This is a genomic window from uncultured Sphingomonas sp. (assembly GCF_937871615.1).
Taxonomy (GTDB): Bacteria; Pseudomonadota; Alphaproteobacteria; order Sphingomonadales; family Sphingomonadaceae; genus Sphingomonas.
In genome coordinates, this window is sequence record NZ_CALMPA010000034.1 from 21,848 (window position 1) to 45,949 (window position 24,102).

General features: G+C 64.9%; 26 protein-coding genes, 1 pseudogene and 1 riboswitch. Of the genes and pseudogenes, 9 read left to right on the forward strand and 18 right to left on the reverse strand.

Annotated elements, in window-relative coordinates; genetic code table 11:
* Window positions 1-73: 73 nt before the first annotated feature.
* On the reverse strand, window positions 74-640 hold the full coding sequence (locus Q0316_RS08900) for a manganese efflux pump MntP family protein (protein ID WP_298671454.1): 567 nt from the start codon (window positions 638-640) through the stop codon (window positions 74-76).
* Window positions 639-821: riboswitch (yybP-ykoY riboswitch) on the reverse strand. (Overlaps the previous gene by 2 nt.)
* Window positions 822-951: 130 nt before the next feature.
* On the opposite strand from Q0316_RS08900, the gene Q0316_RS08905 reads away from it, so the two are divergent.
* A complete protein-coding gene (locus tag Q0316_RS08905; RefSeq protein ID WP_298671457.1) occupies window positions 952-1,842 on the forward strand; it encodes a nickel/cobalt efflux transporter in 891 nt (296 codons plus the stop codon).
* A gap of 17 nt (window positions 1,843-1,859) precedes the next feature.
* On the forward strand, window positions 1,860-2,126 hold the full coding sequence (locus Q0316_RS08910) for a metal-sensing transcriptional repressor (RefSeq protein ID WP_298671460.1): 267 nt from the start codon (window positions 1,860-1,862) through the stop codon (window positions 2,124-2,126).
* Between the two features lie 132 nt (window positions 2,127-2,258).
* Here Q0316_RS08910 and Q0316_RS08915 read toward each other — a convergent pair whose 3' ends face one another.
* Genes Q0316_RS08915 through Q0316_RS08930 form a run of 4 tightly spaced genes read right to left on the reverse strand, consistent with a single transcriptional unit; the run spans window position 2,259 to window position 5,970 of the window.
* Complete coding sequence (locus Q0316_RS08915) at window positions 2,259-2,780, reverse strand: hypothetical protein (protein ID WP_298671463.1); 522 nt, start codon at window positions 2,778-2,780, stop codon at window positions 2,259-2,261.
* A 6-nt stretch (window positions 2,781-2,786) separates the two neighbouring features.
* The gene (locus Q0316_RS08920; RefSeq protein WP_298671466.1) at window positions 2,787-3,710 is read right to left on the reverse strand and encodes a DUF1259 domain-containing protein; all 924 of its coding nucleotides are present in this window, start codon (window positions 3,708-3,710) and stop codon (window positions 2,787-2,789) included.
* Window positions 3,707-5,107, reverse strand: coding sequence for a chromate efflux transporter (gene chrA, locus Q0316_RS08925; RefSeq protein ID WP_298671469.1), 1,401 nt, complete (start codon window positions 5,105-5,107; stop codon window positions 3,707-3,709). Before chrA ends, Q0316_RS08920 begins: the two co-directional genes overlap by 4 nt.
* An 8-nt stretch (window positions 5,108-5,115) precedes the next feature.
* Window positions 5,116-5,970, reverse strand: a complete 855-nt coding sequence (locus tag Q0316_RS08930; RefSeq protein WP_298671472.1) for a sulfurtransferase/chromate resistance protein — start codon at window positions 5,968-5,970, stop codon at window positions 5,116-5,118.
* A gap of 746 nt (window positions 5,971-6,716) precedes the next feature.
* Between Q0316_RS08930 and Q0316_RS08935 the strand changes: the two genes are divergently transcribed.
* Window positions 6,717-7,474, forward strand: a protein-coding gene (locus Q0316_RS08935; protein ID WP_298671476.1) for an IS5 family transposase whose coding sequence is annotated in 2 segments (ribosomal slippage) — window positions 6,717-7,035 and window positions 7,035-7,474 — 759 coding nt in all. Because the reading frame shifts where the segments join, the coding sequence is not laid out codon by codon here.
* Window positions 7,475-7,702: 228 nt separating this feature from the next.
* Here the strand turns inward: Q0316_RS08935 and Q0316_RS08940 are convergent.
* Entirely contained in the window at window positions 7,703-8,752 is a 1,050-nt protein-coding gene (locus Q0316_RS08940) for a HAMP domain-containing sensor histidine kinase (protein ID WP_298671479.1), read from the reverse strand.
* On the reverse strand, window positions 8,749-9,429 hold the full coding sequence (locus tag Q0316_RS08945) for a response regulator transcription factor (RefSeq protein WP_298671482.1): 681 nt from the start codon (window positions 9,427-9,429) through the stop codon (window positions 8,749-8,751). Before Q0316_RS08945 ends, Q0316_RS08940 begins: the two co-directional genes overlap by 4 nt.
* Window positions 9,430-9,787: 358 nt before the next feature.
* On the opposite strand from Q0316_RS08945, the gene Q0316_RS08950 reads away from it, so the two are divergent.
* Genes Q0316_RS08950 through Q0316_RS08960 form a run of 3 tightly spaced genes read left to right on the forward strand, consistent with a single transcriptional unit; the run spans window position 9,788 to window position 15,110 of the window.
* Entirely contained in the window at window positions 9,788-10,966 is a 1,179-nt protein-coding gene (locus tag Q0316_RS08950; RefSeq protein WP_298671484.1) for a TolC family protein, read from the forward strand.
* A complete protein-coding gene (locus Q0316_RS08955) occupies window positions 10,963-11,991 on the forward strand; it encodes a hypothetical protein (protein WP_298671486.1) in 1,029 nt (342 codons plus the stop codon). Before Q0316_RS08950 ends, Q0316_RS08955 begins: the two co-directional genes overlap by 4 nt.
* A complete protein-coding gene (locus Q0316_RS08960) occupies window positions 11,991-15,110 on the forward strand; it encodes an efflux RND transporter permease subunit (protein ID WP_298671489.1) in 3,120 nt (1,039 codons plus the stop codon). The genes Q0316_RS08955 and Q0316_RS08960 overlap by 1 nt, the downstream gene beginning before the upstream one ends.
* 33 nt (window positions 15,111-15,143) lie before the next feature.
* On the opposite strand, the gene Q0316_RS19720 is transcribed toward Q0316_RS08960, so the two are convergent.
* The gene (locus tag Q0316_RS19720; protein WP_367179674.1) at window positions 15,144-15,350 is read right to left on the reverse strand and encodes an MFS transporter; all 207 of its coding nucleotides are present in this window, start codon (window positions 15,348-15,350) and stop codon (window positions 15,144-15,146) included.
* 27 nt (window positions 15,351-15,377) lie between these two features.
* On the opposite strand from Q0316_RS19720, the pseudogene Q0316_RS08965 reads away from it, so the two are divergent.
* A pseudogene (locus Q0316_RS08965) lies at window positions 15,378-15,611 on the forward strand (ATP-binding protein); the annotation flags it as partial.
* Between the two features lie 93 nt (window positions 15,612-15,704).
* On the opposite strand, the gene Q0316_RS08970 reads toward Q0316_RS08965, so the two are convergent.
* The 9 genes from Q0316_RS08970 to Q0316_RS09010 form a co-directional block, all read right to left on the reverse strand.
* Window positions 15,705-16,262, reverse strand: a complete 558-nt coding sequence (locus Q0316_RS08970) for an exonuclease domain-containing protein (RefSeq protein WP_298671495.1) — start codon at window positions 16,260-16,262, stop codon at window positions 15,705-15,707.
* A gap of 57 nt (window positions 16,263-16,319) precedes the next feature.
* Window positions 16,320-16,616, reverse strand: a complete 297-nt coding sequence (locus Q0316_RS08975; RefSeq protein ID WP_298671497.1) for a hypothetical protein — start codon at window positions 16,614-16,616, stop codon at window positions 16,320-16,322.
* 14 nt (window positions 16,617-16,630) lie between these two features.
* Window positions 16,631-17,242 carry a hypothetical protein gene (locus Q0316_RS08980; RefSeq protein WP_298671500.1) on the reverse strand — a complete coding sequence of 204 codons (612 nt, stop codon included), beginning with the start codon at window positions 17,240-17,242 and terminating at the stop codon, window positions 16,631-16,633.
* Between the two features lies 1 nt (window position 17,243).
* On the reverse strand, window positions 17,244-17,726 hold the full coding sequence (locus tag Q0316_RS08985) for a hypothetical protein (protein WP_298671502.1): 483 nt from the start codon (window positions 17,724-17,726) through the stop codon (window positions 17,244-17,246).
* A 132-nt stretch (window positions 17,727-17,858) separates the two neighbouring features.
* Entirely contained in the window at window positions 17,859-18,833 is a 975-nt protein-coding gene (locus Q0316_RS08990) for an AAA family ATPase (protein WP_298671505.1), read from the reverse strand.
* Window positions 18,833-19,372 carry a hypothetical protein gene (locus tag Q0316_RS08995; RefSeq protein WP_298671508.1) on the reverse strand — a complete coding sequence of 180 codons (540 nt, stop codon included), beginning with the start codon at window positions 19,370-19,372 and terminating at the stop codon, window positions 18,833-18,835. Before Q0316_RS08995 ends, Q0316_RS08990 begins: the two co-directional genes overlap by 1 nt.
* Window positions 19,373-19,719: 347 nt before the next feature.
* Entirely contained in the window at window positions 19,720-20,229 is a 510-nt protein-coding gene (locus Q0316_RS09000; protein WP_298671510.1) for a hypothetical protein, read from the reverse strand.
* 46 nt (window positions 20,230-20,275) lie between these two features.
* Window positions 20,276-20,458, reverse strand: a complete 183-nt coding sequence (locus Q0316_RS09005) for a hypothetical protein (RefSeq protein ID WP_298671512.1) — start codon at window positions 20,456-20,458, stop codon at window positions 20,276-20,278.
* 9 nt (window positions 20,459-20,467) lie between these two features.
* Complete coding sequence (locus Q0316_RS09010) at window positions 20,468-21,721, reverse strand: hypothetical protein (RefSeq protein ID WP_298671514.1); 1,254 nt, start codon at window positions 21,719-21,721, stop codon at window positions 20,468-20,470.
* 131 nt (window positions 21,722-21,852) lie between these two features.
* Between Q0316_RS09010 and Q0316_RS09015 the strand changes: the two genes are divergently transcribed.
* Entirely contained in the window at window positions 21,853-22,089 is a 237-nt protein-coding gene (locus tag Q0316_RS09015; protein ID WP_298671517.1) for an HNH endonuclease, read from the forward strand.
* Window positions 22,090-22,532: 443 nt separating this feature from the next.
* Here the strand turns inward: Q0316_RS09015 and Q0316_RS09020 are convergent, their stop codons facing one another.
* Window positions 22,533-23,165, reverse strand: coding sequence for a tyrosine-type recombinase/integrase (locus tag Q0316_RS09020; protein ID WP_298671518.1), 633 nt, complete (start codon window positions 23,163-23,165; stop codon window positions 22,533-22,535).
* Between the two features lie 92 nt (window positions 23,166-23,257).
* Here Q0316_RS09020 and Q0316_RS09025 point away from each other — a divergent pair, with 92 nt between their 5' ends.
* On the forward strand, window positions 23,258-23,854 hold the full coding sequence (locus Q0316_RS09025) for a hypothetical protein (RefSeq protein ID WP_298671520.1): 597 nt from the start codon (window positions 23,258-23,260) through the stop codon (window positions 23,852-23,854).
* Window positions 23,855-24,102: the final 248 nt, after the last annotated feature.

Sequence of the window (24,102 nt, forward strand, 5' to 3'; positions counted from 1 at the left end):
ATCAACCGCAAAGCCCTCGCGCTGGTGGATGACGTCGGCCCGACGCCGAAGGACAGTCCGACCAGCGCGCCGCTCAGGCGCTGAGGTGCTGGTAAAGGATCGAGCTGCCGATCACGATCAGCGCAAGGCCGCCGGCCATTTCGGCATAACGCCCGAGATAGTTGCCCGCGTGGCGCCCGATCATGACCCCGACAGTCGCAACGACCGTTGTGATCCCGCCAATCACAAGGCAGGCAGTCAGGATATTGACCTGCATGACCGCGACGCTGACGCCGACAGCAGTTGCATCGATGCTGGTCGCGAGCGCGGTTGCGATGAGCTGCACGATGCCGCGTTGATCCTTCGCCTCCTTGCCCTCATCGTCGTTCTTGAGCGCCATGCGGATCATGTTGCCGCCAACGCCGAGGAGCAAAGCAAAGGCGATCCAATGGTCGACCGCGGCAATCCGGGCACTGAGCGCGAGCCCGACGATCCCGCCGATCGCCGGCGTAATTGCCTCGAAGAACCCGAATATCGCGCCGACGCGCAGCGCATCACGCCAGCGTGGCGGCGAACCGCTCGCTCCCTTGCCAATTGCTGCGGCGAATGCGTCGACGGAAAGGCTGGCGCCGAGCGCGCCAAGCGCGATGATGCCGGTCATCGAACTTCCTCGGGGCCTCACGAACCAAACGACGCGGCCCACCTCCGGCCTTGGAAAGAGGTGGCGCATCGTTGGTCTTGCCTGACGGTCCGATGACCGCTGCCTGCGCCACGGGTCCTGGACCCGAGTGTGTTGACGAAGGCCCCGCTGAGGCGGGTGGCTACTCCCCAAAGATGCTGGTCCGATAGGTCGGATTCGGCGGCATCGCAATCGAATTTGCAGCAGCCACCCGCCAGAGCCCGAAAATGAGCCAAAAATATATCCCCCCCTATAGGATAGGTTTGCGCAAAAATCTCTGCTAACGGCCCCCGATGACCTCGCTTTCCGACCTGCTTCAGCAAAGCGCCGCGCACGCGTGGTTGTTCGTTCCAACCGCGATCCTGCTCGGCGCGCTGCATGGGCTCGAGCCCGGCCACTCGAAGACGATGATGGCCGCGTTTATCATCGCGGTGCGGGGCACCGTTCGGCAGGCGGTGTTGCTCGGCCTTGCCGCGACACTTTCGCATACCCTGGTGGTGTGGGTCGTGGCGCTCGGCGGTATGTGGCTGTTCGGCGGCCTCAACGCCGAAGCCACAGAGCCCTATTTCCAGCTTGCCTCAGGCATATTGATCGTCGCGATCGCGGCCTGGATGCTGTGGCGTACCCGCCGCGAGCAGATCGCAGCTGAACACTATCATCATGACCATGACTATGGTCATCACCACGGGCACGGGCATCACCACCACCATGACCATAGTCATGGCCACGATCACGATCATCACCATGATCATGACGAGCCGACCGAGGCCGAGGAGCACGGGCTGGAGGTCGCGACCGGCGGGTTCGTCGACGCGCACGAAATGGCACACGCCGAGGATATTCGCCGGCGCTTCGCCAATCGCAACGTCACCACCGGCCAGATCGTCCTGTTCGGCCTCACCGGCGGGCTGATCCCCTGCCCCGGCGCCATCACCGTGCTATTGCTCTGTCTCCAACTCAAGCGCCTCGTGCTCGGCGCAGCGCTGGTCTTCTGCTTCAGCATTGGCCTTGCCATCACGATGGTCGCCTCGGGGGTGATCGCCGCAATTAGCGTCAAACAGGTGTCGAAGCGCTGGAGCGGCTTTGGCGAGATCGTGCGCAAAGCACCTTATGCGTCGGGGGCGCTCATTCTCCTCGTCGGTCTCTATATGGCGATCCATGGCTGGGTCGCCTTGTCGCGTTGATGTGAGTATCTGAGCCCATGAGCCATGCAGCAAACCCCGATCTCATCAACCGGCTGAAGCGCGCGCAGGGCCATCTCGCCAAGATCGTCGAGATGGTCAGCGAAGGACGCGACGGCCTCCAAACCGCCCAGCAGATGCAGGCGGTGATCGCGGCGCTCGACAAAGCCAAGACTTTGCTGGTGAGCGACCATATCGAGCATCACCTGGAGGATCTCGTCGGTCCGCTGCCCAAGGAGGTCCGCGACGATCTCGCCAAGCTCAGCGAGTTTGCGAAATACCTCTGACGCGCGGATTACTGCCGTCAGACCGCGTTGCTTCAGTTCAGATCAGCCTCGACCGCGACGACCCCATTGCGCCAAAGCCGTATGCCGCGCCCCTGGCGGCCGACGCTATGGCAGACCTCGCCATAGCCTGCGTCAATGCAAAGCTGATCCCGGTCGATACGCCAGCGGCCTTTGCCGGTTTGACCATTTTCGTCGATTACCAGCCGTCCGCTCGGCCGAAACGTCCAGGCCCAATGCATGACCATTGCGCCGATCGATCCGGATATTGTCGGCATCGTCACCGAGGTCGATGCGCGCGAGTTCATGACGATCAGCAGCGTAAAAGCGGACAGAACCGTCTCCGCAGGCGACAACCAGCTCACGCCGGTCCGGCAGCCAGGCCATCCCCTGCGGTTCGGAAAGGCCGGTGATGCGCCCCGCAACCTTGCTCGCCCCGAGATCGACGATATCGACCGTGCCATTGGCAACCTCGGCGACGAACAGCCGACGATCGGCGAGATCGATCGCGAGATGATCAATCCTGCCCTTGGTATCGGGCAGCGCGATCTTCCGCTCGAGCACAAGCGGCGAGCCCGAATGATCCGGCCATGCCACGCCGCACCCAGGGAGTCCGATCAGCAAAGCAGCCATCATGACTCTGCGGGCGCGCATCACCGTGCTTCAGTTTGCCGCAATGGCGACGTGCTGCAGCGCCGCGGCGAGCCCGCGCGCTAGTTTCCGCGCATCGTCATTGGCCCAGAAGTGCATGAAGAACAGCCGTGGCTCATCGTCGAGCATATGGTTGTGGAGCGCGGTCACCTCGATACCGTTCTCGCGCAAAGCCCGCAGCACGGGATTCACTTCTGAAGCAGCGAGCACGAAATCGCCGGTAATCGCGGCCTTGTCGCCGCCGGTCGGCTGGAAGTTGATCGCAATCGCGGCGCCCATCGCGGGCGGCAAGGGCATGCCACCGTCGCGCGGAGCCTCGGCGCGCGGGATACCAAAGGCATAGACCCCGCCGCCAACCTTACCCTTGTGGCCAAGAATGCTGTCGAGCGCGGCGGTATCCAAATCGAGTGTTTCGGGCGCTGCCGGCGCGGTCGACGGTGGGGCTGACAGCGGCGTCCCACTCAGGGCAAGCGCGTCGTGGAGCGTCTTCGCCAACTGCGCCGGATCGCCATGGCCGGCGATGTGCATGTACATGGTATGGGGCGTGTTGCGCAGCAGGTGGTTGTGGAGTGCGGTGATCTCGATGCCACCGGCGATCAGTTTTGCCATCACCGAATTCACCTCGGTATCGGTGAGCACGAGATCGCCCATGACCATCGCCTGCCCTGCCCCATGGGGTACGAACGCCAGCCATGACCCGAGCGCCAGTGCGGGCTTCAGCGTTACGCCGTCGAGCACGACCTTGAGATCGCTACGCGGCAAGCCGATGCGATAGACTCCGCCCGGCATTTCAGTGCCGGGCTTGCCAATCTCCGTGGCGACCGCCTGCTCCCAAGGCTCGGCTGCCCGCGCGGGAGCTGCGAGCGCGAGAAGGCCCGACAGGCCCAGTGCGAAAATCGGCTTCACTTTATTTCCCTTCAGATGATCAGGTTTCAACGGACCACACCCGCAAGATAGAGCACAACGCCCACCACCGACGTCACCGCCAGCGTGGGGATCATGCCGATCTTGAACCGGAACACCGCGATCCCGGCGCCGATGGCCAGAAGGGTCGCGGCAATCTGGACAGATCCGAGCACGGGCAGATCGAAGGTCAGCCCCGCGAACCGAACTCCGCTAACCTCACGAAACAAGGTGTGGATGGCGAACCAGACGGCGAGGTTGAGGATCACCCCGACCACGGCGGCGGTGATCGCGCCCAGTGCTCCGGATAGGGCGCGGTTGCCGCGCAGGCCCTCGATGAATGGCGCCCCGGCGAAGATCCACAGGAAGCACGGGGCGAAGGTCACCCAGGTGGTGAGAATCGCGCCGAAGGTGGCGGCGACCAGCGGCTGCAACATGCCGGCGTCGCGATAGGCGGCGAGGAACCCGACGAACTGCGTCACCATGATCAGCGGTCCGGGCGTCGTCTCGGCGAGCCCGAGGCCGTCGAGCATCTCCCCCGGCCGGAGCCAGCCATAGGTGCCGACCGCCTCCTGCGCGACATAGGCCAGCACGGCATAGGCGCCGCCGAAGGTCACCACCGCCATCTGGCTGAAGAACAATGCGATCTGGCTGAACACATTGCTGGGGCCGAGCAGCGTCAGGAGCAGCGCGACCGGTGCCAGCCACAGGAGCAGGAAGATGCCGGAGATGGTGAGCGACCAGCGGAGATTAGGACGCGCATGATCAGGCAGGCTTTCGCCGAGCGCGGTGTCGCGGTCGTGGACTACATTGCCGCCCGATGGGCCGTGCCCGCCTCCGCCCGAAAACGCGGGCAGGCCAAGCCGGCCGCCGACATAGCCGATGATCGCGGCGGCGAGCACGATCAGCGGGAATGGCGCATTGAAGAAGAAGATCGTGACGAATGCCGCAGCGGCGATCCCGCGCATCACATTGTTCTTGAGCGCGCGCGATCCGACCCGGATTACCGCTTGGACGACCACCGCCAGCACCGCCGCCTTGAGCCCAAAGAACAGGCCCGTGATCAGCGGTGTGTGGCCGAGCAGCACATAGATATAGCTGAGGCCAAGGATCGAGATGAACCCTGGCAGCACGAACAAGCCTCCGGCGATCAGCCCGCCTTTGGTCTTGTGAAGCAGCCAGCCGATATACGCGGCGAGTTGCTGCGCCTCGGGACCGGGGAGCAGCATGCAATAGTTGAGCGCGTGCAGGAAACGCTCTTCGCCGATCCACTTTTTTTCATCGACGAGGATGCGGTGCATCACCGCAATCTGTCCCGCCGGCCCGCCGAAACTCAGCGCCGCGATCCGTATCCAAACGCGAACGGCTTCGCTGAGCTTGATGGCGTGGCCAGTTGGGGGCGCATCGAACCCCAGGGGAGGTTCGGCCACAGCGGCGCTCATTGCCGCTTCTTTTCCTTAGCGCGCGCCTTGGCGGGCTGATGCGAGACCCAATTATGGGTTTCGTCGGTTGCATCGCGGCACCACCGGAAGAAAGCGTCGTAAAGCAGCATCCCGGCCTCAAGCTGCTCAAGATCGTCCGCATACATGCGCGAGAGACCGAGCGAGGCCGCGAGCAAGCCCGCCGCCTCCGACGCGAGATCGGGCCGGGCCGTATCCGCGCCGCGCACGATCGGCGCGAGGCGGGCGAGCGGCACGTACCCGCCGAGCCCGAACGCGTCGACCATCACATCGAAGGTGCAAAGTTCGCCGCGATGGCTCCATCTCACCCCTTCGCCTTCGATGTCGAACGGGGCGGCCCCGAAACGTTCCGCAACGCCCTGCACCTCCGGGGGGGCAACGAACAGGAAGATGGCGCTGGGGTCGACAAAGCGGCGGATCAGCCACGGGCAGGCAATCCGGTCGACCTTGGGCCGGCCGCGCGTCACCCAGACCGTCTGGCCGTTTGCATCGCGCGGCGGGAGAACTGCTTCGGGCACCATTGGCAAACCCGCCGCGGCCCATCCGCCCATACCGTCCTCAAGCACCTCGGCTGCAACACCCTCATGGCGTAACCAGGACGCGACGCCCTGGCTCAGCGTATTGCCGTCCCGGCACACGACGACTGCCGACCGGCCGCGGAACTCCGACGCCCAGGTGGCGATATCTGCCGAGGGCCGCCGCAGGGCGCCTGGAATGAGAAGCGGTTCGGCGGCGAATTCTTCTGCCGGCCGCACATCAATCAGCACAGGGCCGGCCGGAATACCGATCAGGCGCGCAAGCTTGTCAGATGGGATCGTGTTTAACGCAGGCATAACGCGTCCTTTCAAGAAGCAGGACGCGATGCTTCAGCCTGTCGCCTCGTGGGGAGATCGCAATCCCCATTCCCCAATTAGACGTCGCGGACCGATCGATGTCAACCTCACGAGTGTTGCGCGATAAGCCTCGTCGCGCATGGACGTGGAAATTTGCTCGACGACGGGTGAACGGGGCCGGCCGACGCGCGACTCCAACAAGGCTGAGCTCGAAAGCTGGTATCTGCGCATTGGCCATCTCCGCTGCTGCGGTTGCGAGGGCGAGACATGCAATTATGTCGATAGAGTCAGTGTGCAATCAGCGAAAATCCGGGATTTTTCGCAGGGCGGACAACATAGTTCCTCGGTCGACATAATAGAGATTATGTATGTCCGTAGCCATAGCGCGGAAGGGTAGCGTATGGCCGCCCATTTCGTACGCCTCATTCGAGCAGAAGAGCCTGTTATTTTGACGAAATTCCGTTTCTTTGCGATATTTCTCTTCGCTATTCCCTGAGACAATTTGGCATCAACCCTGACGTCGGCGCCATCGTTCACCGGGGACAGATGGCCCAACGCAGCATGAGTTCACGCACAAGATCGTCGATCGACCTAGCAAAAATCTTGGTCCCGATCTGCCCGATCAGCTCCCAGTCTGCGCGTGTCGCTGTCGCGGTGCCAGGATCGCAAGGGTTAGGCGCTGTCTGCATTCACAAGATTCCCTTATGTGGAGAATTCTGATTCAAGGTCGTCGAAGGAGACGATTATTGAGCCGGCGGACGCTAACAGACGAGCAATGGGGTCGAATTGAGGGTCACCTTCCTGGGCGGGTGGGCACACCGGGGCGGAGCGGTGTCGACAACCGGCTGTTCGTCGACGCGATCCTTTGGATGGCGGGGAATGCGGCGCATTGGCGCGATCTGCCGGAGATGTTCGGCAAGTGGACGGCGGTCCATGCGCGCTTTCGCCGCTGGTCCCGTAACGGTGTATTTGAAGGTCTTTTCCAGGCCTTGGCTGATACACCGGACTTTGAATATGTCCTGATCGACAGCACGATCTCGAAGGTCCCTGCCGATGCGACGGGCGCAAAAGGGGGGCTGAAGCTGCCTGCATCGGTCGTTCGCGCGGCGGGCTGACGACTAAATTACACGCCGCCGTCGATGCGATCGGCTTGCCGTTGCGGATCCATCCAACGCCAGGGCAATATGGCGATTGCCCGCAAGCCGAGGCGCTCCTGCGCGGCTTCGAGGGCGTCGGCCATGTCATCGCCGATGCCGCCTATGACGCCGATCCGTTACGCGCCTTCATTGCCGACGATCTTGGTGCAACCGCACAGATCAAGGCCAACCCCAGCCGCGCCACAGCCCCGCCAATCGATTGGAGGCTCTACAAGGAGCGCCATCAGGTCGAATGCTTCTTCAACAAACTCAAACGCTTCCGTCGCATCGCCCTGCGCTGTGAGAAAACTCTCTCCGCATTCATGGGCTTCGGCCATCTCGCTTGCGCCATGATCTGGTTACGTTGAATGCAGACAGCACCTAGTGCCAGGACTGTCGCTGGCATCTTCGGACGGGGTCCGGACGGTTCTAGCGGAGGCCCAATTGTCATTTCATCTCTCGAAATCGCAGCGGAAGCTCGGATTTACAGAAGAGCGGACATCGCCGATCTTTGCATCTGGCATAGCATTGCGTCCTCCTGACCATTACCGGCTTCGCCCGCGCGCCGACGCGAGCATCTGCATATCCAATCTCGACTATCGGCTCGCCGCGCCGGCAATCGGCAATTCTGCTCGGACGCGACTCGATTGCCCGGTGACAAATGCGATATGGCCATCGTGAGCCTCGGCTACCTCGCGCGCGATGGCGAGACCAATGCCGTGCCCCTCACTATCGGACCTTCCCTTCCTGAAACGCTCGAACACGATTTTCTGAAGCGAAGGGGGGACGCCAGGACCATCATCGGTGACTACCAGGACGGCAAGCGAACTATCGTCAACGCGGTGTTCGATGCCCCCGGAAAGGCAGATCAGTCCCTCACCGTGCACCAGCGCATTGTCGAGCAGGTTACGGATCATATCGTGCAGATCCGGAGCGCGGCCGTGCACCGGCAGGTTGTCGGGAAGGTCGACATCGAGCTGCCGGCTTGCCTGGTCGACGAGCGGGAATATTCCTGCGGCGGCCTCGCGCGCGATCCGAGACAAATTGACGATCGGCTCGTCCGCGCCGCTCACTGCCTGTCTCGCATGTTCCTTGCGAGCGAGATCGAGCAATTGATCGACCAGTTTGGAAAGCCGCACGACATCCTGATCGATCGTTGGCCAGTCGATTTCCCCGCCGAGCTTCGCGCGTTGAAGATGCAGGCTGAGGACGGCGAGCGGCGTCCGCAACTCGTGCGCCGCATCGGCGACGAAGCGCTGCTCGGCCCGATACGCATCGGTGAGCCGATCGAGTGCGCCGTTGATCGCGCTCACGAGCGGGCGGATTTCTTCGGGCAGTCGCGCGGTCGAGATACGAGCGTTGGGATTGCCCGGCCCGACGATCGCCGCTTCGCGCGAGGCGGAGGCGAGGTGGCGCAGGCTCCAGCCGCTCACCAGCCACAGCAAGGCGATCGCCCCGAGGCTGAACGGGACGAGCATCAGGATATCCTGATAGGGATCCTGGAAAATGATCGATTCGGCCCCGCCGATCGCCTGCGCGCGGCGCGCCACCGGTTCGAGCAGGAATGCCCCGCCAAGCCCGAGCGCGAACATCAGCAGCATGCCCGCAACCAATCGTCCGCGCAGGCTGCCGAGCAACCGCCTCATTGTCCGCCCTCCGCCTGCAGGCGATAGCCGATGCCGCGCACTGCCTCGACCCGCACGATCGACCGGGCCGCGGCGAGCTTGCGCCTAAGTCGCGACACCGAGGCCTCAAGCGCGTTCGCGCCGACCTCGTCGTCGAACCCGTAGATGCGCTCCTCCAGTAGGTCCTTGACCACGATCCGCCCCCCGGCACGGATCAGTTCCTCCAGCACCGAGGCTTCTCGGCGCGTCAGCTCGACCGCGGCATCGATCACCGTCGCAGAGCGCGATGCCGGGTCGAACGTCACGTCGCCGTAAGCGTGGACGATATCGCGCCGCATTCCCGGCCGGCGAAGCACCGCGCGCAGCCGCGCGTCGAGCTCGGTCAGATCGAAGGGTTTGAGGATATAGTCGTCGGCGCCGGCATCGAGCCCGCCGACGCGATCCGCTATCCCGTCCCGCGCGGTGAGGATGATGGCGGGCAGCTGCGGGCTGGCGCGGCGCAGCGCGCGGAGAACGTCGAGCCCGTCCATGTCAGGAAGGCCGAGATCGAGGATCACCGCATCATAGGGGGCGACCGCAGCGGCTTCCAAACCGTCCTCGCCGCTGCCAACCGGATCGATCGCGAAACCACTGCCGCGCAGATGCTCTGCGATCGTCTCGCGCATCGCGCGATTATCCTCGACCAGCAGCACTCGCATGAATCGTGTCTCCGTTGCACCGGCAGTCCTTCTAGCATGCGGCTGACGCGACGCTGACAGGATTGCCGGCGGCGTCAGCCTCCCGTCAGCTTCGACGTGGAGAGGCCCATGACGACCACCGGGAAAGCGGGCGATGCGAGAATTTTCAGGACGAAGGGCTGGGAGAACAGGATGTCTTGCCATCCTCGCCCTTACGCTCGCCAGCTGTGCGTCGATCCCACCGCGGCCGCTTGTAGCGGACAGCAATGCGGCCAGCCTCGAAGCGCGCGAGCTCGACGATCCGCGGCTGCTGGCGTTTCTCGCAGCGGCCGACGCTTCGGCCCCGGCGGGTGGTCGGTGGGATCTGCATCAGCTGACGTTGGCGGCGGTCTATTTCCACCCCGATCTCGACGTTGCCGACGCGCAGCTCGCGGTCGCGCAAGCGGCGATACGGACGGCAGCGCAGCGCCCCAATCCATCGTTCAATCTCACCCCGCAATTCAATGCGACCAACGCTAATCCGACCGCCTGGACGATCGGCACCGCGATCAACCTGCTGCTCGAACTGTTCGGCAAGCGCGAGGCGCGGACCGATGAGGCCAAGGCCCTGACCGAGGCGGCGCGGTTCGATGTCGCCAATGTGAGCTGGCAGGTGCGCGGCCGGGTTCGAGCCGCGATGCTTGCACTATGGGGCGCTGAGCAACGCGCCGGGCTGATCGCACGGCGGCGCGACCTGCAGACCGAGCTGGCCGCGCTGGTCGAGCGCCGCCTCGCGGCCGGCGACGTTTCCGCGCTTGATGCCGGGCGCGAGCGCGCGAACCGCGATATATTGGTGCTGGCGGTGTCCGACGCCGCCCGCGACATCGCTGATGCACGTGTGTCGCTTGCCAGCGCGATCGGCGTGCCGGTTCATGCGCTGACCGGCCTTGTCCTCGATTATGCCGCGCTCGCCGATGCGAAGCAGCCGTCCGACGTCGCCACCTTACGTAAGACTGCTTTGACCGCGCGCAGCGATGTTCGCGCGAGCCTTGCGCGCTATGCCGCGAGCGAAGCGGCGCTGAAGCTGCAACTCGCCAACCGCCTGCCCAACCTTTCGATCGGTCCCGGCTATCAATATGACCAGGGCGACAACAAATTTTCGCTGAGCTTGCAGACCGACCTTCCGGTATTCAACGCGAACGGCGGCCCGGTTGCCGAAGCCATGGCGCACCGCCGCGAGGCCGCCGCCAATTTCACCGCGCTCCAGGCCGGGATCATCACCGAGATCGATCGCGCGGAAGCGGCCCGGAAAAGCACCGGCGCCAGCCTTGTCGCGGCCGACACACTTGCTGCGCAACAGGCTGACCGCGCCAGACGCAACATGCGAGTATTCAACGCGGGCGCGATCGATCGGGTCACCTTGCTGACCGGCGAGATCGACTATGCCGCAGGCCAGGAATCGCGATTGCAGGCGCTGATCGCCGAGCGAACCGCGCTCGGCCAGCTCGAAGATGCATTGCGCGTCCCGATTTTCACCAAGGCGTTGCCGGCCGCCTCCACCAACAGGACGATGCCATGAAGATCGCGCGATCCCGGATATTCGTCATTGCCGCCGTCGGCGTAGGACTAGTGACGGCCGTTGGTCTGGCAGGCGTCGTGCGCGAGGCCGCGGAAGCCGATGAAAAGCCCACGGCGATCCCGCAACGTGTCTTCACCGATCAGGGCGAGACCGTGCTTCGCCTCGATCGGGCGACGCTGGCGCGCAGCGGGATTACCACTACGCCGCTCGCGGCGAGCGACGGCGCGACGAGCACGCCGGTCTTCGCCACGATCGTCGATACCGCACGGCTGACCGATCTCGCCAACGCCTGGTCGGTCAACAGTGCACAGGCCGCCGCGGCTCGCGCGCGGGCGACGGCTTCGGCGGCCGCGCTCGCGCGAACCCGGCAACTCTATGCCGATGCCCAAAATGCCTCGCTCGCGCAGCTGCAGGCTGCCGAAGCGGCGTATCAGACGGATCGCGCCGGAGTGGAGGCCGCCCAGGCACAAGCGACGACCGCGATCGCCAGCGCACGGCAGGAGTTCGGGTCCGCGCTGCTGCCCGGCTCTCCGCTCGTCGCCGCGATCGTCGGCCGCCGTTTGCTGCTGGTGCAGGTCGCGCTGCCGGCCGATATCGATGCGGCGCCGGCCACCCTCACGCTCGAAGGCGACGGCGGCGCACGCGCCACTGCCCGTTTCGTCGGCGTCGCGGCGCGGAGTGACCCGCGCGTCCCGGGGCGCGGCGCTTATTATGTTGTTCCCGCTTCAAGCGACCTCGTCCCCGGGATGAGCGTCACCGCCGATCTGCCAGTCAGGGCAACCGGCCGCGCGGCCGCCGTCCCACAATCCGCGATCGTCGACTGGCAGGGGAAGAGCTGGGTCTATCGTCGTCGCGCCGACGGCGCCTTCGCTCGTCTGCCCATTACCGCCGACCGGCGCGACCAGCGGGGCAATTTCATTGTCGCCAACCTGCAGCCCGGCACAATGATCGTGACGCATGGCGCGCAGCTCCTGCTGTCCGAAGAACTGCGCGGCAACGCGCCCGCCGCCGATAGCGACGATTGATGACCGCGCAGCCTAAGGGGCCGCAGGCCGCGCTCATCGGCCTTGCGGTGCGGTTCCGCGGCATCACGGTCGCGCTCGCCTGCCTGCTGGTCGTCTATGGCCTGCTGAGCCTTCGTCACGCCGAATATGGCGTCTATCCCGAGTTCGCGCCGCCGCAGGTCGGCATCCAGACCGAAGCGCCGGGGTTATCACCCGAGCAGGTCGAGCTGCTCGTGACGCGGCCGATCGAGGCGGTGGTCACCGGGCTGCCGGGTGTCCAGGCAGTGCGCTCGAACTCGATCCAGGGGCTGTCGGCGATCAATCTGGTGTTCGCGCCTGGCAGCGATATCAATCGCGATCGACAGCTCGCTGCCGAGCGGCTGGCCTCGGTCGCGCAGTCGCTGCCGCAAGGTGTCGCCGCGCCGGCGCTGACCCCGCTGACCACCTCCACCAGCACGATCCTGGTCGTCGGCCTCACATCGACCCGCCAGTCGCTGATGACGCTCCACACGACCGCTGAATGGACCGTCCGCCGGAGCCTGCTCGCGGTGCCCGGGGTAGCCGACGCGACCGTCTTCGGCGGCGAGGTGCGCTCGATCCAGATCCAGCTTCATCCCGACCAGCTGCGGCGCTACGGTGTTGCGACCAATGACGTGCTCGCCGCCGCGCGCAATGCCACCGGGCTGCGCGGCGCCGGCGTGATCGACACCGCCAACCAGCGTATCGTCCTGCAGAGCGACGGGCAGATGCTCGACCCGCGCGGGCTGGCGCGGACGATCGTCTCAGCCGCGCCGACCGGCCGGGTGACGCTGGGCGATGTCGCCGAGGTGGTCGAGGCGCCCGAGCCGCCGATCGGGGCCGCGACGGTGATGGGCAAGCCCGGCGTCATCATCAACATCACGCAGCAATATGGTGCCGATACCCTCACGGTGACACGCGCAGCGGAGGCGGCGCTCGCCGATCTCAAGCCGGCGCTGGCGGCACAGGGTATCATGCTCCACGACCGGCTGTTCCGCCCCGCCGATTTCATCGGCACCGCGCTCGCCAACATCCAGCATTCGCTGCTGCTCGGCGGCGTGCTGGTGGTCGTCGTGCTGTTCCTGTTCCTGTTCAACCTGCGCACCGCGGCGATCGCCTGCACCGCCATCCCCCTGTCGCTGCTCACCGCGACCTTGCTGTTGTCGCGCTTCGGGATCACGCTCAACACGATGACGCTCGGCGGCCTCGCGATCGCGATCGGCGAGGTGGTCGACGATGCTGTGATCGGAATCGAGAATATCGTCCACCGGCTGCGCGAGAACCAGGCGCTCGATACGCCGCGTCCACGCGCAAACGTCGTCATCGACGCGGTGTTCGAGGTGCGCAGCGCGGTGGTCTATGCGACGCTCGCGGTGATCCTGGTGTTCGTGCCCGTGATCGCCTTGTCGGGCCTTGGAGGCCGTCTCTTCGCGCCGCTCGGCATCGCCTATATCCTCGCGGTGCTTGCCTCGCTGCTCGTTGCGCTCACCGTGACCCCGGCGCTGGGCATGATGTGGCTCTCAGGCCAGCATCACGAGACCGACGATGCGCCCGTCGCGCGCTTCACCCGCTCGCGCTATGAGAGCATTCTTGCGCCGTTGATCGGCCGGGCGAAGCCGATGATGATCGGCACCCTCGGCCTGATCCTGGTCGGATGCGCGGCTTTGCCCTTCTTCTCGCTGAGCTTCATCCCGAAGCTCAAGGAGGGGCATTTCATCCTGCATATGGCGGCCGCACCAGGCACGTCGCTTAATCAATCGCTCGATCTCGGCGCGCGGGTCACGCAGGCGCTTCGCCATATCCCCGAGGTTCGTTCGGTATCACAGCGCATCGGCCGCGCCGAGAAATCCGACGATATCTGGGGGCCGCATTACAGCGAGTTCGATATCGACCTGGTGCCGCTCAACGGCGCACCGAGCGACGCGGCCGAAGCGAAGATCAATCGCACGCTCGGCAGTTTTGTTGGCGCCAGCATGTCGCTCAAGACCTTTCTCACCGAGCGAGTCGAGGAAACGCTGTCCGGCACCGGCGCGCCGGTCGCGGTCAACATCTTCGGCGACGATCTCGATGCGGTCGATGCCAAGGCGGCTGAGGTCGCGACCGCGCTCAAGAGCATTCCCGGTGCCGCGGATGTCCAGGTGCTCGCCGCGCCCGGCCTGCCACAACTCGGGATCCGATTGCGGCCCGCCGATCTCCAGCGTTGGGGGATGAACCCGGTCGAGGTGCTCGACGCGGTGCGTATCGCCTATCAGGGCGACATCGTCGGCCAGACCTATGAAGGCGATCGCGCCTTCAACGTGATCGCGCTGATGGACCGCGCGAGCCGCGACGATCCGTCGCGCATCGCTGATCTGCCGATCAGGACGCCGGGCGGCACGTTCGTCCCGCTGCGACAGCTCGCGGATATCGTGCCCTCCTCGGGCCGCTATCAAGTGCGCCATGACGGCGGCCGCCGCGTCCAGACGGTGACCGTCAATGTTCCGAGCGGCGATATTGCGGGCTTTGTCGCGAATGCGCGCGAGCGGGTCGGTCGGATCGCGCTGCCGGCGGGCACTTATATCACCTTCGCCGGCACCGCCGATGCGCAGGCGGAGGCGCAACGTAGCCTGTTCATCAACACGCTGGTCGCGGCGGTCGGCATCGTCCTGCTGCTCGCAATCGTCACCCGCAACTCGCGCAACCTGCTGCTGGTGCTCGCCAATCTACCGTTCGCCTGCGTCGGCGGCGTGCTTGCCGTGCTGGTGACCGGCGGACAATTATCGCTCGGCGCCCTGGTCGGATTTGTGACGCTCGCCGGGATCACGCTGCGCAACTCGATCATGATGATTGCGCATTTCGAGCATCTGGTGACGGTGGACGGGCGCGCGTGGAACGCCTCGACCGCGATCGAGGGGGCGAGCGACCGGCTGGTGCCGATCGTGATGACCTCGCTCGTCACCGCGCTCGGTCTGCTGCCGCTCGCGATCGGTATGGGCGATCCCGGGCGCGAGGTGGAGGGGCCGATGGCCGCGGTGATCCTCGGCGGGCTGATGACCTCGATGCTGCTCAACCTGCTCGTGCTCCCGACGCTGGCGCTGGCGTTCGGGCGGTTTGGCGACTGGGCCTCCGTCGCCGAAAGCTAGCATTCGCCCGGTACGCGGGCAGTCCGGCGAGTCCTACCTGTCATCGACGTGATCGGCTTTGTCAGCTCGCAATACCAGCATCGCAAAGGTGAGCGCGGCGAACACTGCCCCCGCGACAAAAGTAGCCCGGGCACCCAAATGATCCCATAGCAGACCCGCGAGGATGCTCGCTGTCAGCAACGCGCAGCCCGTTGCCAGATTGAATAGCCCGAAACCTGAACTGCGCAGGTCTGGAGGCATAAGAGACCTTTCAGCGTTGCAGCAGACGGCGAAAGCGTGAATCTCGGCGTCCGCGACGACGGCCCGGGCGTTGCCCCCAATCAATATGAGCAGATCAAGCGCAGATTTGTACGGCTCGACTCCGCCAGAAGCACGTCGCGGTCGGATTTGGGGCTCGCGCTGGTCGATGCAATTGCGCGTTTACATGGCGGCCAGCTAGTCTTGGGAAATGCCGCACCCGGCTTGGCGGTGGATGTGCGCATTCCGCTTGCACCGGTATGACCGATACCTGCTTCGTCAATCTTCCGTCCGATGCCTTCAGCAGTACGGTCTGGAAGAAGCCCTTTATCCAGCGTTTCGAATCCAAATAACCGATTAAACGGGCTGATCGACACCCAGGCCCTCCGCCAGCGCGCGCATTAAGCGTACCGCATCATCCAGCGCCCGATGAGGGACCGGAGTCAGGTCCAGATAGCGAACAACCCGCGCGTACCCTTCCCGCTCAAGGCGAAGGGCGACGTGGTCAAAATCGGAGAGACGGAAGATCGCGCGATCGAGCGACGCACCGACCAGCATATTCAACCAGCGGACATCGTGTTCCCCGCCATCGACCAAGGCGTGACCACGAAAGCCGATAATAGAATTCAGCCGCTCAAGAGCGGCCTGAGGCTCTAAGCCCGCCTCCAGATCCTCGCGGGCGATACCATGCACGAGGGCCGAATCGGGCGACCAGACGCCAAGTTCGACCCACTTCGCTGTTGGCTTGATCAACGTCGACCACCCCTCCAGCGGCTGGCCGGGTCCCACCCATCGGCACACGCCAACTTCGATCGGATAGGTGCCTGGGAGCAGCGAGCTCGCCTCAAAATCGAGGGTGACCAGCGGCCACGGAAACAGGGAATGGTTGACCATCTGGATTTTACTCAGACTCATAAATCTTGAGAAACCATCGAAATACCGGGCGCGCGTCGTTGCGTCGGCGCACCTATTTCACCCAGGCCCTGGAGGTTTCGCGCCCACATCGAGCCCGCCAGTGGGACCGTGCAGCGCTCGCGCGAGGATCGCGTGCACCAGCGCCCATGGTCCGTCGCTGCGCCGGTGGCCTGCCACCTCGAACGCCAGTTCCAGCGGCTCGACGCCCATGGCAGGGGCGCCGTTTTGCGAGAGGTGGACCGAGTAGCGACTGACCGCGGCGAGATCGCTTTCGTTGCTCGCCACGATCGTCCCGATCCGATGGCGGACCCGTGGGTCGCCGGCCGGCCAGACTTCGGCTGTGATCACCAGCATCGTGCCGTCCTCTCTTAGTTTGCCACCAGATGGGCCTGCCAGGCTTGCCACGCGCTGCGATGACCGGGGTCCGAGCAGAGTGCGGTCGCCGCAGCGCCGAATCCGCCGGCGGTCAGAAACCGTGCTGGGATGATCAGATGGCAATGCGGCGCATTGGCCGAGAGCGCGAGCGCCGGCTGGTGCAGCACCAGGATCACCGCGTGGCAGCTGTGCGTGAAGGAACTGGCATAACTTCGCACCCGCTCGTAGCCGACATGCAGCGGCTCGCTTCGATCAAGGTCGATGGTAATTTGAGCAAAAGCGTGCCGCGCAAACAGCGGCAGCATTTCATCGTAACGGGCGAGGAGGTGCTCGGGCACCATATATTCGCTCGGCGCCGCGCGTGGGAGGAGCACGTCGTACCGTGCCGCGCGACCAAATTCCGGATCGTCACCTGGCCGGAGCTTCTTGAGGACGTAGCCGGCGATTCCCGGCCGCGGGCCATCGCCTTGCCACCACGCCCGGAGGAAGCGGAAGCCCTCGTGAGTGCCGCCGCCATCGCAGAAGCGTTCGAGCGAGGCCTGCGCTGGCGATGCGGTTGGTGCGGCAGGCGCTGGCGCCGCGGTGGTTTTCTTCTTCGTCGCCATGTCAGCAGCCCTCTGTCACGAAATCGGGGGCAGCGGGCAGCGATCGGCAGGTCACCAGCCCCAATTGCGACACGCGGACGATCGGCTCGGCCGGCGATGCGGGGACAAATTCGAGACCACGCTCACCGCGGCGCGCTGTGCAGCGTTCGAGCCAGCCGTCGCCGCCGTGATCGGCGAACAGCAGGTCGTAATCGACTGCCCCGGCATCGTACCTCACCAGGATGAGATCATAGCCAGTCGCATCCGCGATCCTTGCGGCCTCGGTCGCTACCAGCGGTCGCCAGCACGGCGTCCCACCGATCACCAGCATTGCCTGCGGCAGCAGCAGGCAATGCGCGAGGCATGGATCGTATTGCTCTGGAGCAAGGTCGACCGGTCCGCCGATATCGGCGGCGAGCTTCATCATGACATTGCGGATCGCCTGACGCGGGCGCGGCAGCGGGTCGGCGCCAGTGTTCGGGCGCCGGATCGGCATATTATACATTGAGGTTTTCTACCTTTTCCGAGGAGCGCGACAGCGAGCCGGGTCGCACCCTTCTTTTTCATTCAATCGGCTCAGCCACTGGCGAGACCGCTTCTTCATCTGTCGTTCGCCGCGCGGGCGATCTTCGCGCGATCAACTCCTCCGCGGGCCGTGGCCGTCGGCCAGCGCCGCGGTGAGCAAGGCACGCGTGTCGCGAGCAAGCGCACGGATCGACGGATGCCGCGCGAACCGATCGCGCAGCAGCGTGACTGCGCCGACCGGCAGGTCGGGCAGCATGGTCACGGGCACCTCCCACCGCTTCGCCGTTTCGCGGATGACCGAGGTCAGCAGCGCGTCAAAATCGTCCGCTCCGAGTTTCGGCACCTCGATCACATGGAACCGCGACAGCAGCGGCCGCGGAATCGGGGACAGGTCATTGGCGCAGGCGATCCAGTTGACGTGGCTGAGATCGCAATCGGTCAACAGATACTGGTCATGCCAAGCAACCGACGAGGCGCGGTCGAGCATCGCCAGCAACGCGCGATGCGGATGGCCGCTCCGCTGTGACCCGCCCGCCTTATCGAGTTCATCGAGGATCAGCAGCGGGTTGGCGCAGTGATTGTCCGCCATGACGATCAGCGGCCAGGCCGGCTGGGCGCTGCTCCAGCCACGTGCGGTGCCGGACAACATCCGGTCATCGCTGGTCGAACCGAGTTCGAGCGTCGCGCTGTCGAGATCCAGCGCAGCACCAAGCCTTCGGGCGAACCAGGTTTTTCCTGCACCGGGCTCGCCCACCAACAGGAGCGGATCGAAGTTGATCCAGGGACGCCCGAGCGCGACCTGTGCGCGTAACTGGCGTTCGACATCGCCAACCAGTTGGCGGCTCCACGGCGCCTCCGTTGCCAGCGCGGCAAGCCGGGGCAACTGACCATGCCCGTCCGGGCGCATCGCGTCGGCGCCGGCCAGCCGCAGCGGGACGGTCAACCGGTCCCACATTGGATCCGGCTGTAGCGTTGGGCGGCAGATGACGCGGAACTCCTCGTTCGGCCATCTTTGACGGTGACGGACCACCGGCGGCGTTGCGGGTGCCGGTTGCTCCGAGGTGTTGCGGATATTCGAGTCTTCCATCACTCGTCTCCCTCATCACCGTCGATCGGCCGGGCGGATTCCAACTTGCGCAGCCGGTCGGCGACGAGCAGGTCGGCCGCCAGAAGGCCCGCATCGCGTTCGGCGAAATCGGCCCAGGGATGCTCATTGACCGCGCGCAGCTGCTGGCCGAATCGGAAACAGCACCCGTCGCGATCCTCACCATCGGGATCGGGCACGAACCACAGGTCGCCGGTACTCGGCGCCGCCCACAGTCGCCAGGCGCGATGCCAGTCGATCCCGTTCGCGGTCCACACCGCGATGGAGATGTACATCGTATCACGCCCGTCATTGGTCTTGCCCATGCCGGGGGCCAGCCCGTCGCAGCGCGCCTTGGCCAGCACGTTGGTAATCCGCTCATCGCTGTTCTTTGCGTTCAGCGGCACCAGAAGCAGATCGCCCGCCTTCGTATAGCGGTGATCTTTGAGGAACCGGATCGGCGAGTCCGGCCGCATCTCGAGTTGCCACCCGGCAAGCTCGGCAAGCACGACCACCGGGGCGAGCGCGCGGGCGCGCTCCATTCGGCGAGCGAGATAGGATGTAGTCATTGTATAGGTCCGTGACTGGGGCGCCCGATCGGCTGCGATCGCGGCGCGCAGGAAGATTTTCACCTCTCGGCGACAGCCACGAACCTTCCCCAATCACTTTCTATAAAGCCGGCCGGATGGCCGATGATCGGCTCACATGGCCGACTGCGGGCGGAATTTCCTATTTCCGGACCTGGGCCGTCTCCTGCCAGTCCGGTCTGTGATGGTCGGGCCTGGGAAGCTGCCGATCGCCTTCCGACCCATTTGCTGCCGCCCGTGCCTGCTGCTTTTTCGGACGCGGAGTGAAACCCGGAGCCGCACCCCGACGCCGTCCGGACGGGTCAGCCGCGCAGCCTGGGAGACCTCATCCAGTCGTCGTTGCCGTTGATGAAGGCGAGGTAGCGCTCGGCCCGTCGGAAGCGATATAGCAGCCGGCGGGTCACCACGACGATCGCGGTGAGCCACGCCGCGACCATGAGCAGCGTGATGGTCGGAGGCTGTCCGCTGGTCGCGCGCGAGAGCGGACCGCCCACGACTAGCGCGATCAGCCACAGCGTGATCAGGCCGGAGTTGCCGAGCCCGCGGCTCCCGCGGGAGCGCATCCGCTCGAACTCGCGCCTCTCCTCGAAGTACCTGTCCGACTGCGCGTCGGTCCAGCCGCGGATCCGGAAGTCGGCGGAGGCGAAGTCGTCAGGAGGGGCGAACCTCCGCACGATACCCACGACGAGCGCCACCAGCCCGCCGATCGCGAGCAGACCGGCAACGGATGCGCCGCCGAGCGCCTCGAGGGCGCCCTGGACGGTCAACGCCGGTCCCGAGCGGAGAGCCAGGATCCCCGCCCCGACGTCCATCCGATCGCGACGGCGGGGAGTGCCGCGGTCGCGCGACGCTGCCGTCTCAGGTGTCGGCCACGACCACCCAGCCTTGGTTGACGTAGTTCCGCACCGCCTCGTCGTGACGATCGTCCCCGTAGGTGGTCAGCACGTCGTCGAACTCGTCGAGGACACGCGTGCCCCGCTCGTCCGTGACGACCAAGATGCGCTGCGCCCCGTCCTTCTCGAGCGTCGTCGTTCGCGCCATCCCCGCCTCCTAGATGTCCTGCCACTGCTGCTTGACCTCCGCGTCGAGCGCGAGGCCCGGCAGCATGCACGTAATCACATCCTGGAACTTGGCCTTCAGACACTCGGTGAAGAGCGCCTTGAACGCCGCGATCGCTGACGCGAAGTTGCCCATCGCTACCCCGATGACCGCCCCGGCCAGCGCCGCCTTCCAAGCGCAGTCGGTCACCGCGTTCTCGATCAGCTTGCCAAGGTCTGACGGGTATCGCGCGAATGCGTAGAGCGTGAGGTCGGACCAGCGGATTTGCAGGACCGGGTAGCTCAAGACGATGTGGACGCCGCACCCGATATTGATCTCGAGGTCGCGCCAGACCACCATGAACTCGGGGAACGTCAGGAGCGTCGCGATCTTCCACTTCTGAATCTGGTACTCGTCCCCGCTGCAGGATGCGTTCTCCGCCTCCCTGTTGACGACGACGTCCAGAGCACGGTCGAATTCCGCGGCAGGAGCTTCGATCCTATAGGGGTTCGGGGTCTCGACGGGGACGGACGAAACAAGCCGCGTTCCCACTCGCTTCGCTGAGAGCCTGCGCTGCACGAAATAGCCGGGATCGCCCTGCAACCGGTGCTCCGCGCCCGACCGGTCCCACACCGATCCCGGCCCGGCGCCGCGGTACGGCGCCAGCTTCCGGTCGCGCTCCTCGGTGTGCTCGACGACCTGCCCCTTGCGCACGCGCGCGAAGAGGTTGGTCCTGAACATGCTCGGCTGCAGACCGGCATCGGCGCGCAGCACCGTGGCCATGTAGTCGTCCGGGTCCTGCCCGCTCGCCGGATCGAAGGCGTCGAAGGCGGCAATGATCGCGGTCTTGGCCGCGTCGGCGATGCCGTCCCGCGCGAAGAGGTCAGCATAGACCTCGACGACAACCTGCTGCTCGGACGGCACGTTCACGTCGAAAGTGCCGACGGTCACCCCCGGCGAACCCGGCGCGCTTCCCTCCAGGACGTCGTAGGTCTCTATCAGGCAGAACGGCATCCGGATGGCCCGGGCGTTCGGGTCGGCGTCGATGCGTCCGGAGAGCTTGGGAGTCGCCCCGCTCGCGGAGAAGCCGGCGGGCGGGATCGACCTCTCGTACCACTCCTGACTCTGCTGATTGAGGACGAACGCCTGGATTTCGGGACTCCCGAGATCGATGCGGTGATCACGCTGTATCGCCATGAGCCCCCCGACCCGCGCGCCCGCCCACGGGACGGCGGGCGAGTCCTTTCGCGCATTGACGTGGGTCACCCTGCGCTCGTCTTTGTCACGATGCAAGCGTCGGACCGGCGGGTGGCCGGCGGACCCTCTACCCGTCCGGCGGGGCACGTGACGTCTCCGTCATTGCGCTACGTCGGCCGCCTCCCCAACTCCCGCCGCCCATGCACTGCCTGATCTGCCTCGAAGAACGACCTCGCACCGTCGAGCGCGTGTTCCCGCTCGACATTGGCGGTTCGCTCACCACCGACCGGCTCTGCGTTGACTGCAACTCGCTGCTGAGGCGCACCGCCGATACCGCGCTGAGCAAGCTTCCGTTTGTCGCCTTCGAGCGCTCCCGATTTGTCCTGCGGGGCAACAGCGGGAAGGTGGCCGGACGTTTCGCTGTCGTGCTGGAATAGCCTGAAGCGCTGGCGGGTGTCACGCCTCGTCTAGAGGGCGAGCGCCATGGCCTTGGCTAGATATGCCTAGCTGCGCCCGCGTGCGCAGCCCATGCGCGACGGGCGCGCAAAAGGGGTTTCCTGGGTGGTCAGCCGAACCCCATGTGCCGAGCATCTAGCGATGTAGAAGCGCACGACGCGCTCGCCGCGCTCGATCAGCGAGCCGCGTAAACGTCCGCGACGTGCGATCTGAAGCCCCGGAAGCAGCCGGGCCCCAATCGGCCCAATTATCATCACTCCGCGGTGCCACTCAGGGGAAGCGCCGAAGGTCTGCTCCAGAAAACAGCTGACATTCCGCCGGTCGTTTCTGAACGGCAGGAAAGTCCCCAATGGCAGGCGCTGGCGGGCTGGCTGCGACCTGCTTGGAGCGGTCGCTCCCGGAACATCGAACGACCGCTCCGCTATCAGATTTCGGTCCGCTCAGCGAGGAGGAGCGCGTCTTCGATGTCGACCCCGAGGTAGCGCACCGTGTTTTCGATCTTCGTATGCCCAAGCAGAATCTGGATGGCACGGACGTTGCCAGTGGCCCGGTAGATCATGGCCGCCTTGGTTCGCCGCAGCGAGTGCGTGCCATACTCGGTGCTGCGCAAGCCGATGGCGGTCACCCACTCATCAACCAACCGGGCATATTGGCGCGTACTCATGTGATTGGCGTGATCGACACGACTGGGAAATACATAGTCGGCGACACTTCCGCCCCGTCGTTCGAGCCATGCCAAGAGGCTCGTTCGGACATCGGCGGTCAGCTCGAACTGCACAGGTCGGCCAGTCTTCTGTTGCACGACGATCGCCCGGGTCCGTATCTCTGCCCCAGAGACAATGTCGCCAATCTTGATTTTCACCAGGTCACATCCGCGAAGTTTACTATCGATCGCAAGGTCGAAAAGGGCGCGGTCCCGGGCACGCTCTTCCCGATCAAGAAAAAAGCGAACAGCCCAGATCTGTTTCTGCGTAAGCGGTCGCTTGGTTCCGACGGTCTTGCCCGCGTTCCAGGCTGGACGAGCTTGGACCGGCGTATCATATTGTGAATATCCCATTTTCGTTCTCCTCGGCCATGAGTGGCCACCCAGGAAAACGCGCTCACCTCGCCGCTCTTGCCCCGGCACTAGGCGGAAGGCACATCGGGCACATGAGGATCGAATTCTGTCTCCCGGCCGCGCACCTCGATTTGTCACCCCTGCACCGCGCAGCCGTGCTGACCTTGCGCCATCTCGTCGAGACAGGCCCCATCGGCTTAACTCCGAATTACGCTTTGAAGCGCTATTTCGTGACCTGGGCTGCCGAAGCCTTCGATTGGCCTGGCTACCGAACAGAGGACCTATACGCCGTCAACAAGGTGCTAAACGAGCACGACTTTCCGCCTCTCTATGCCCTCCATGATCTGCTGCTTGCAGGCAAACTCGTTCGGCGCCGCAAAGGCTTTCTGTACATCACCAAGTTCGGCAAAGACCTACTCGCCCATCCCGTGAGCCTCTGGCTTGCGCTGACGCAGCATATGCTGGCCACCACCGAAGTGGACTGGCTGTCGATCCTGAACGCCATCAACATTGCGGCAAGCGTGACAGATCGAGACTTCGGCGGCGGTGCGGCACTCGTCTATGTGCATGTGCTGCGCCCGCTGGCGTGGCTCGGCCTGCTTCAAGAGGAGGCGAGGGTCTTCACGAAATCGCCGCTCTGGGGCGCAGCGCTGTCGTTCGAGGCTGGCACCCCAATGACCCGGCACTGATCCCTGCCACCCATTCTGTGCCGAATCTCACGGGGGAGTTTTTTGGGCCGTTTTCTGCCTGTCCGGTTTCGGACGTCAACGATGAACTAGCGGCACTTCATCAACCCGCCATGGCGCCGACGGATGTCGACCATTCGGCGTCCCGAGCCTGGGCGTCCACATCCGGCAAAAGCCATCATATTGCTCTTAGAGGGTAAGCGTGGTGAGAGGGCCGCGGTTTAAGCGGCTTGCGCGAGCGGCTGATCTGC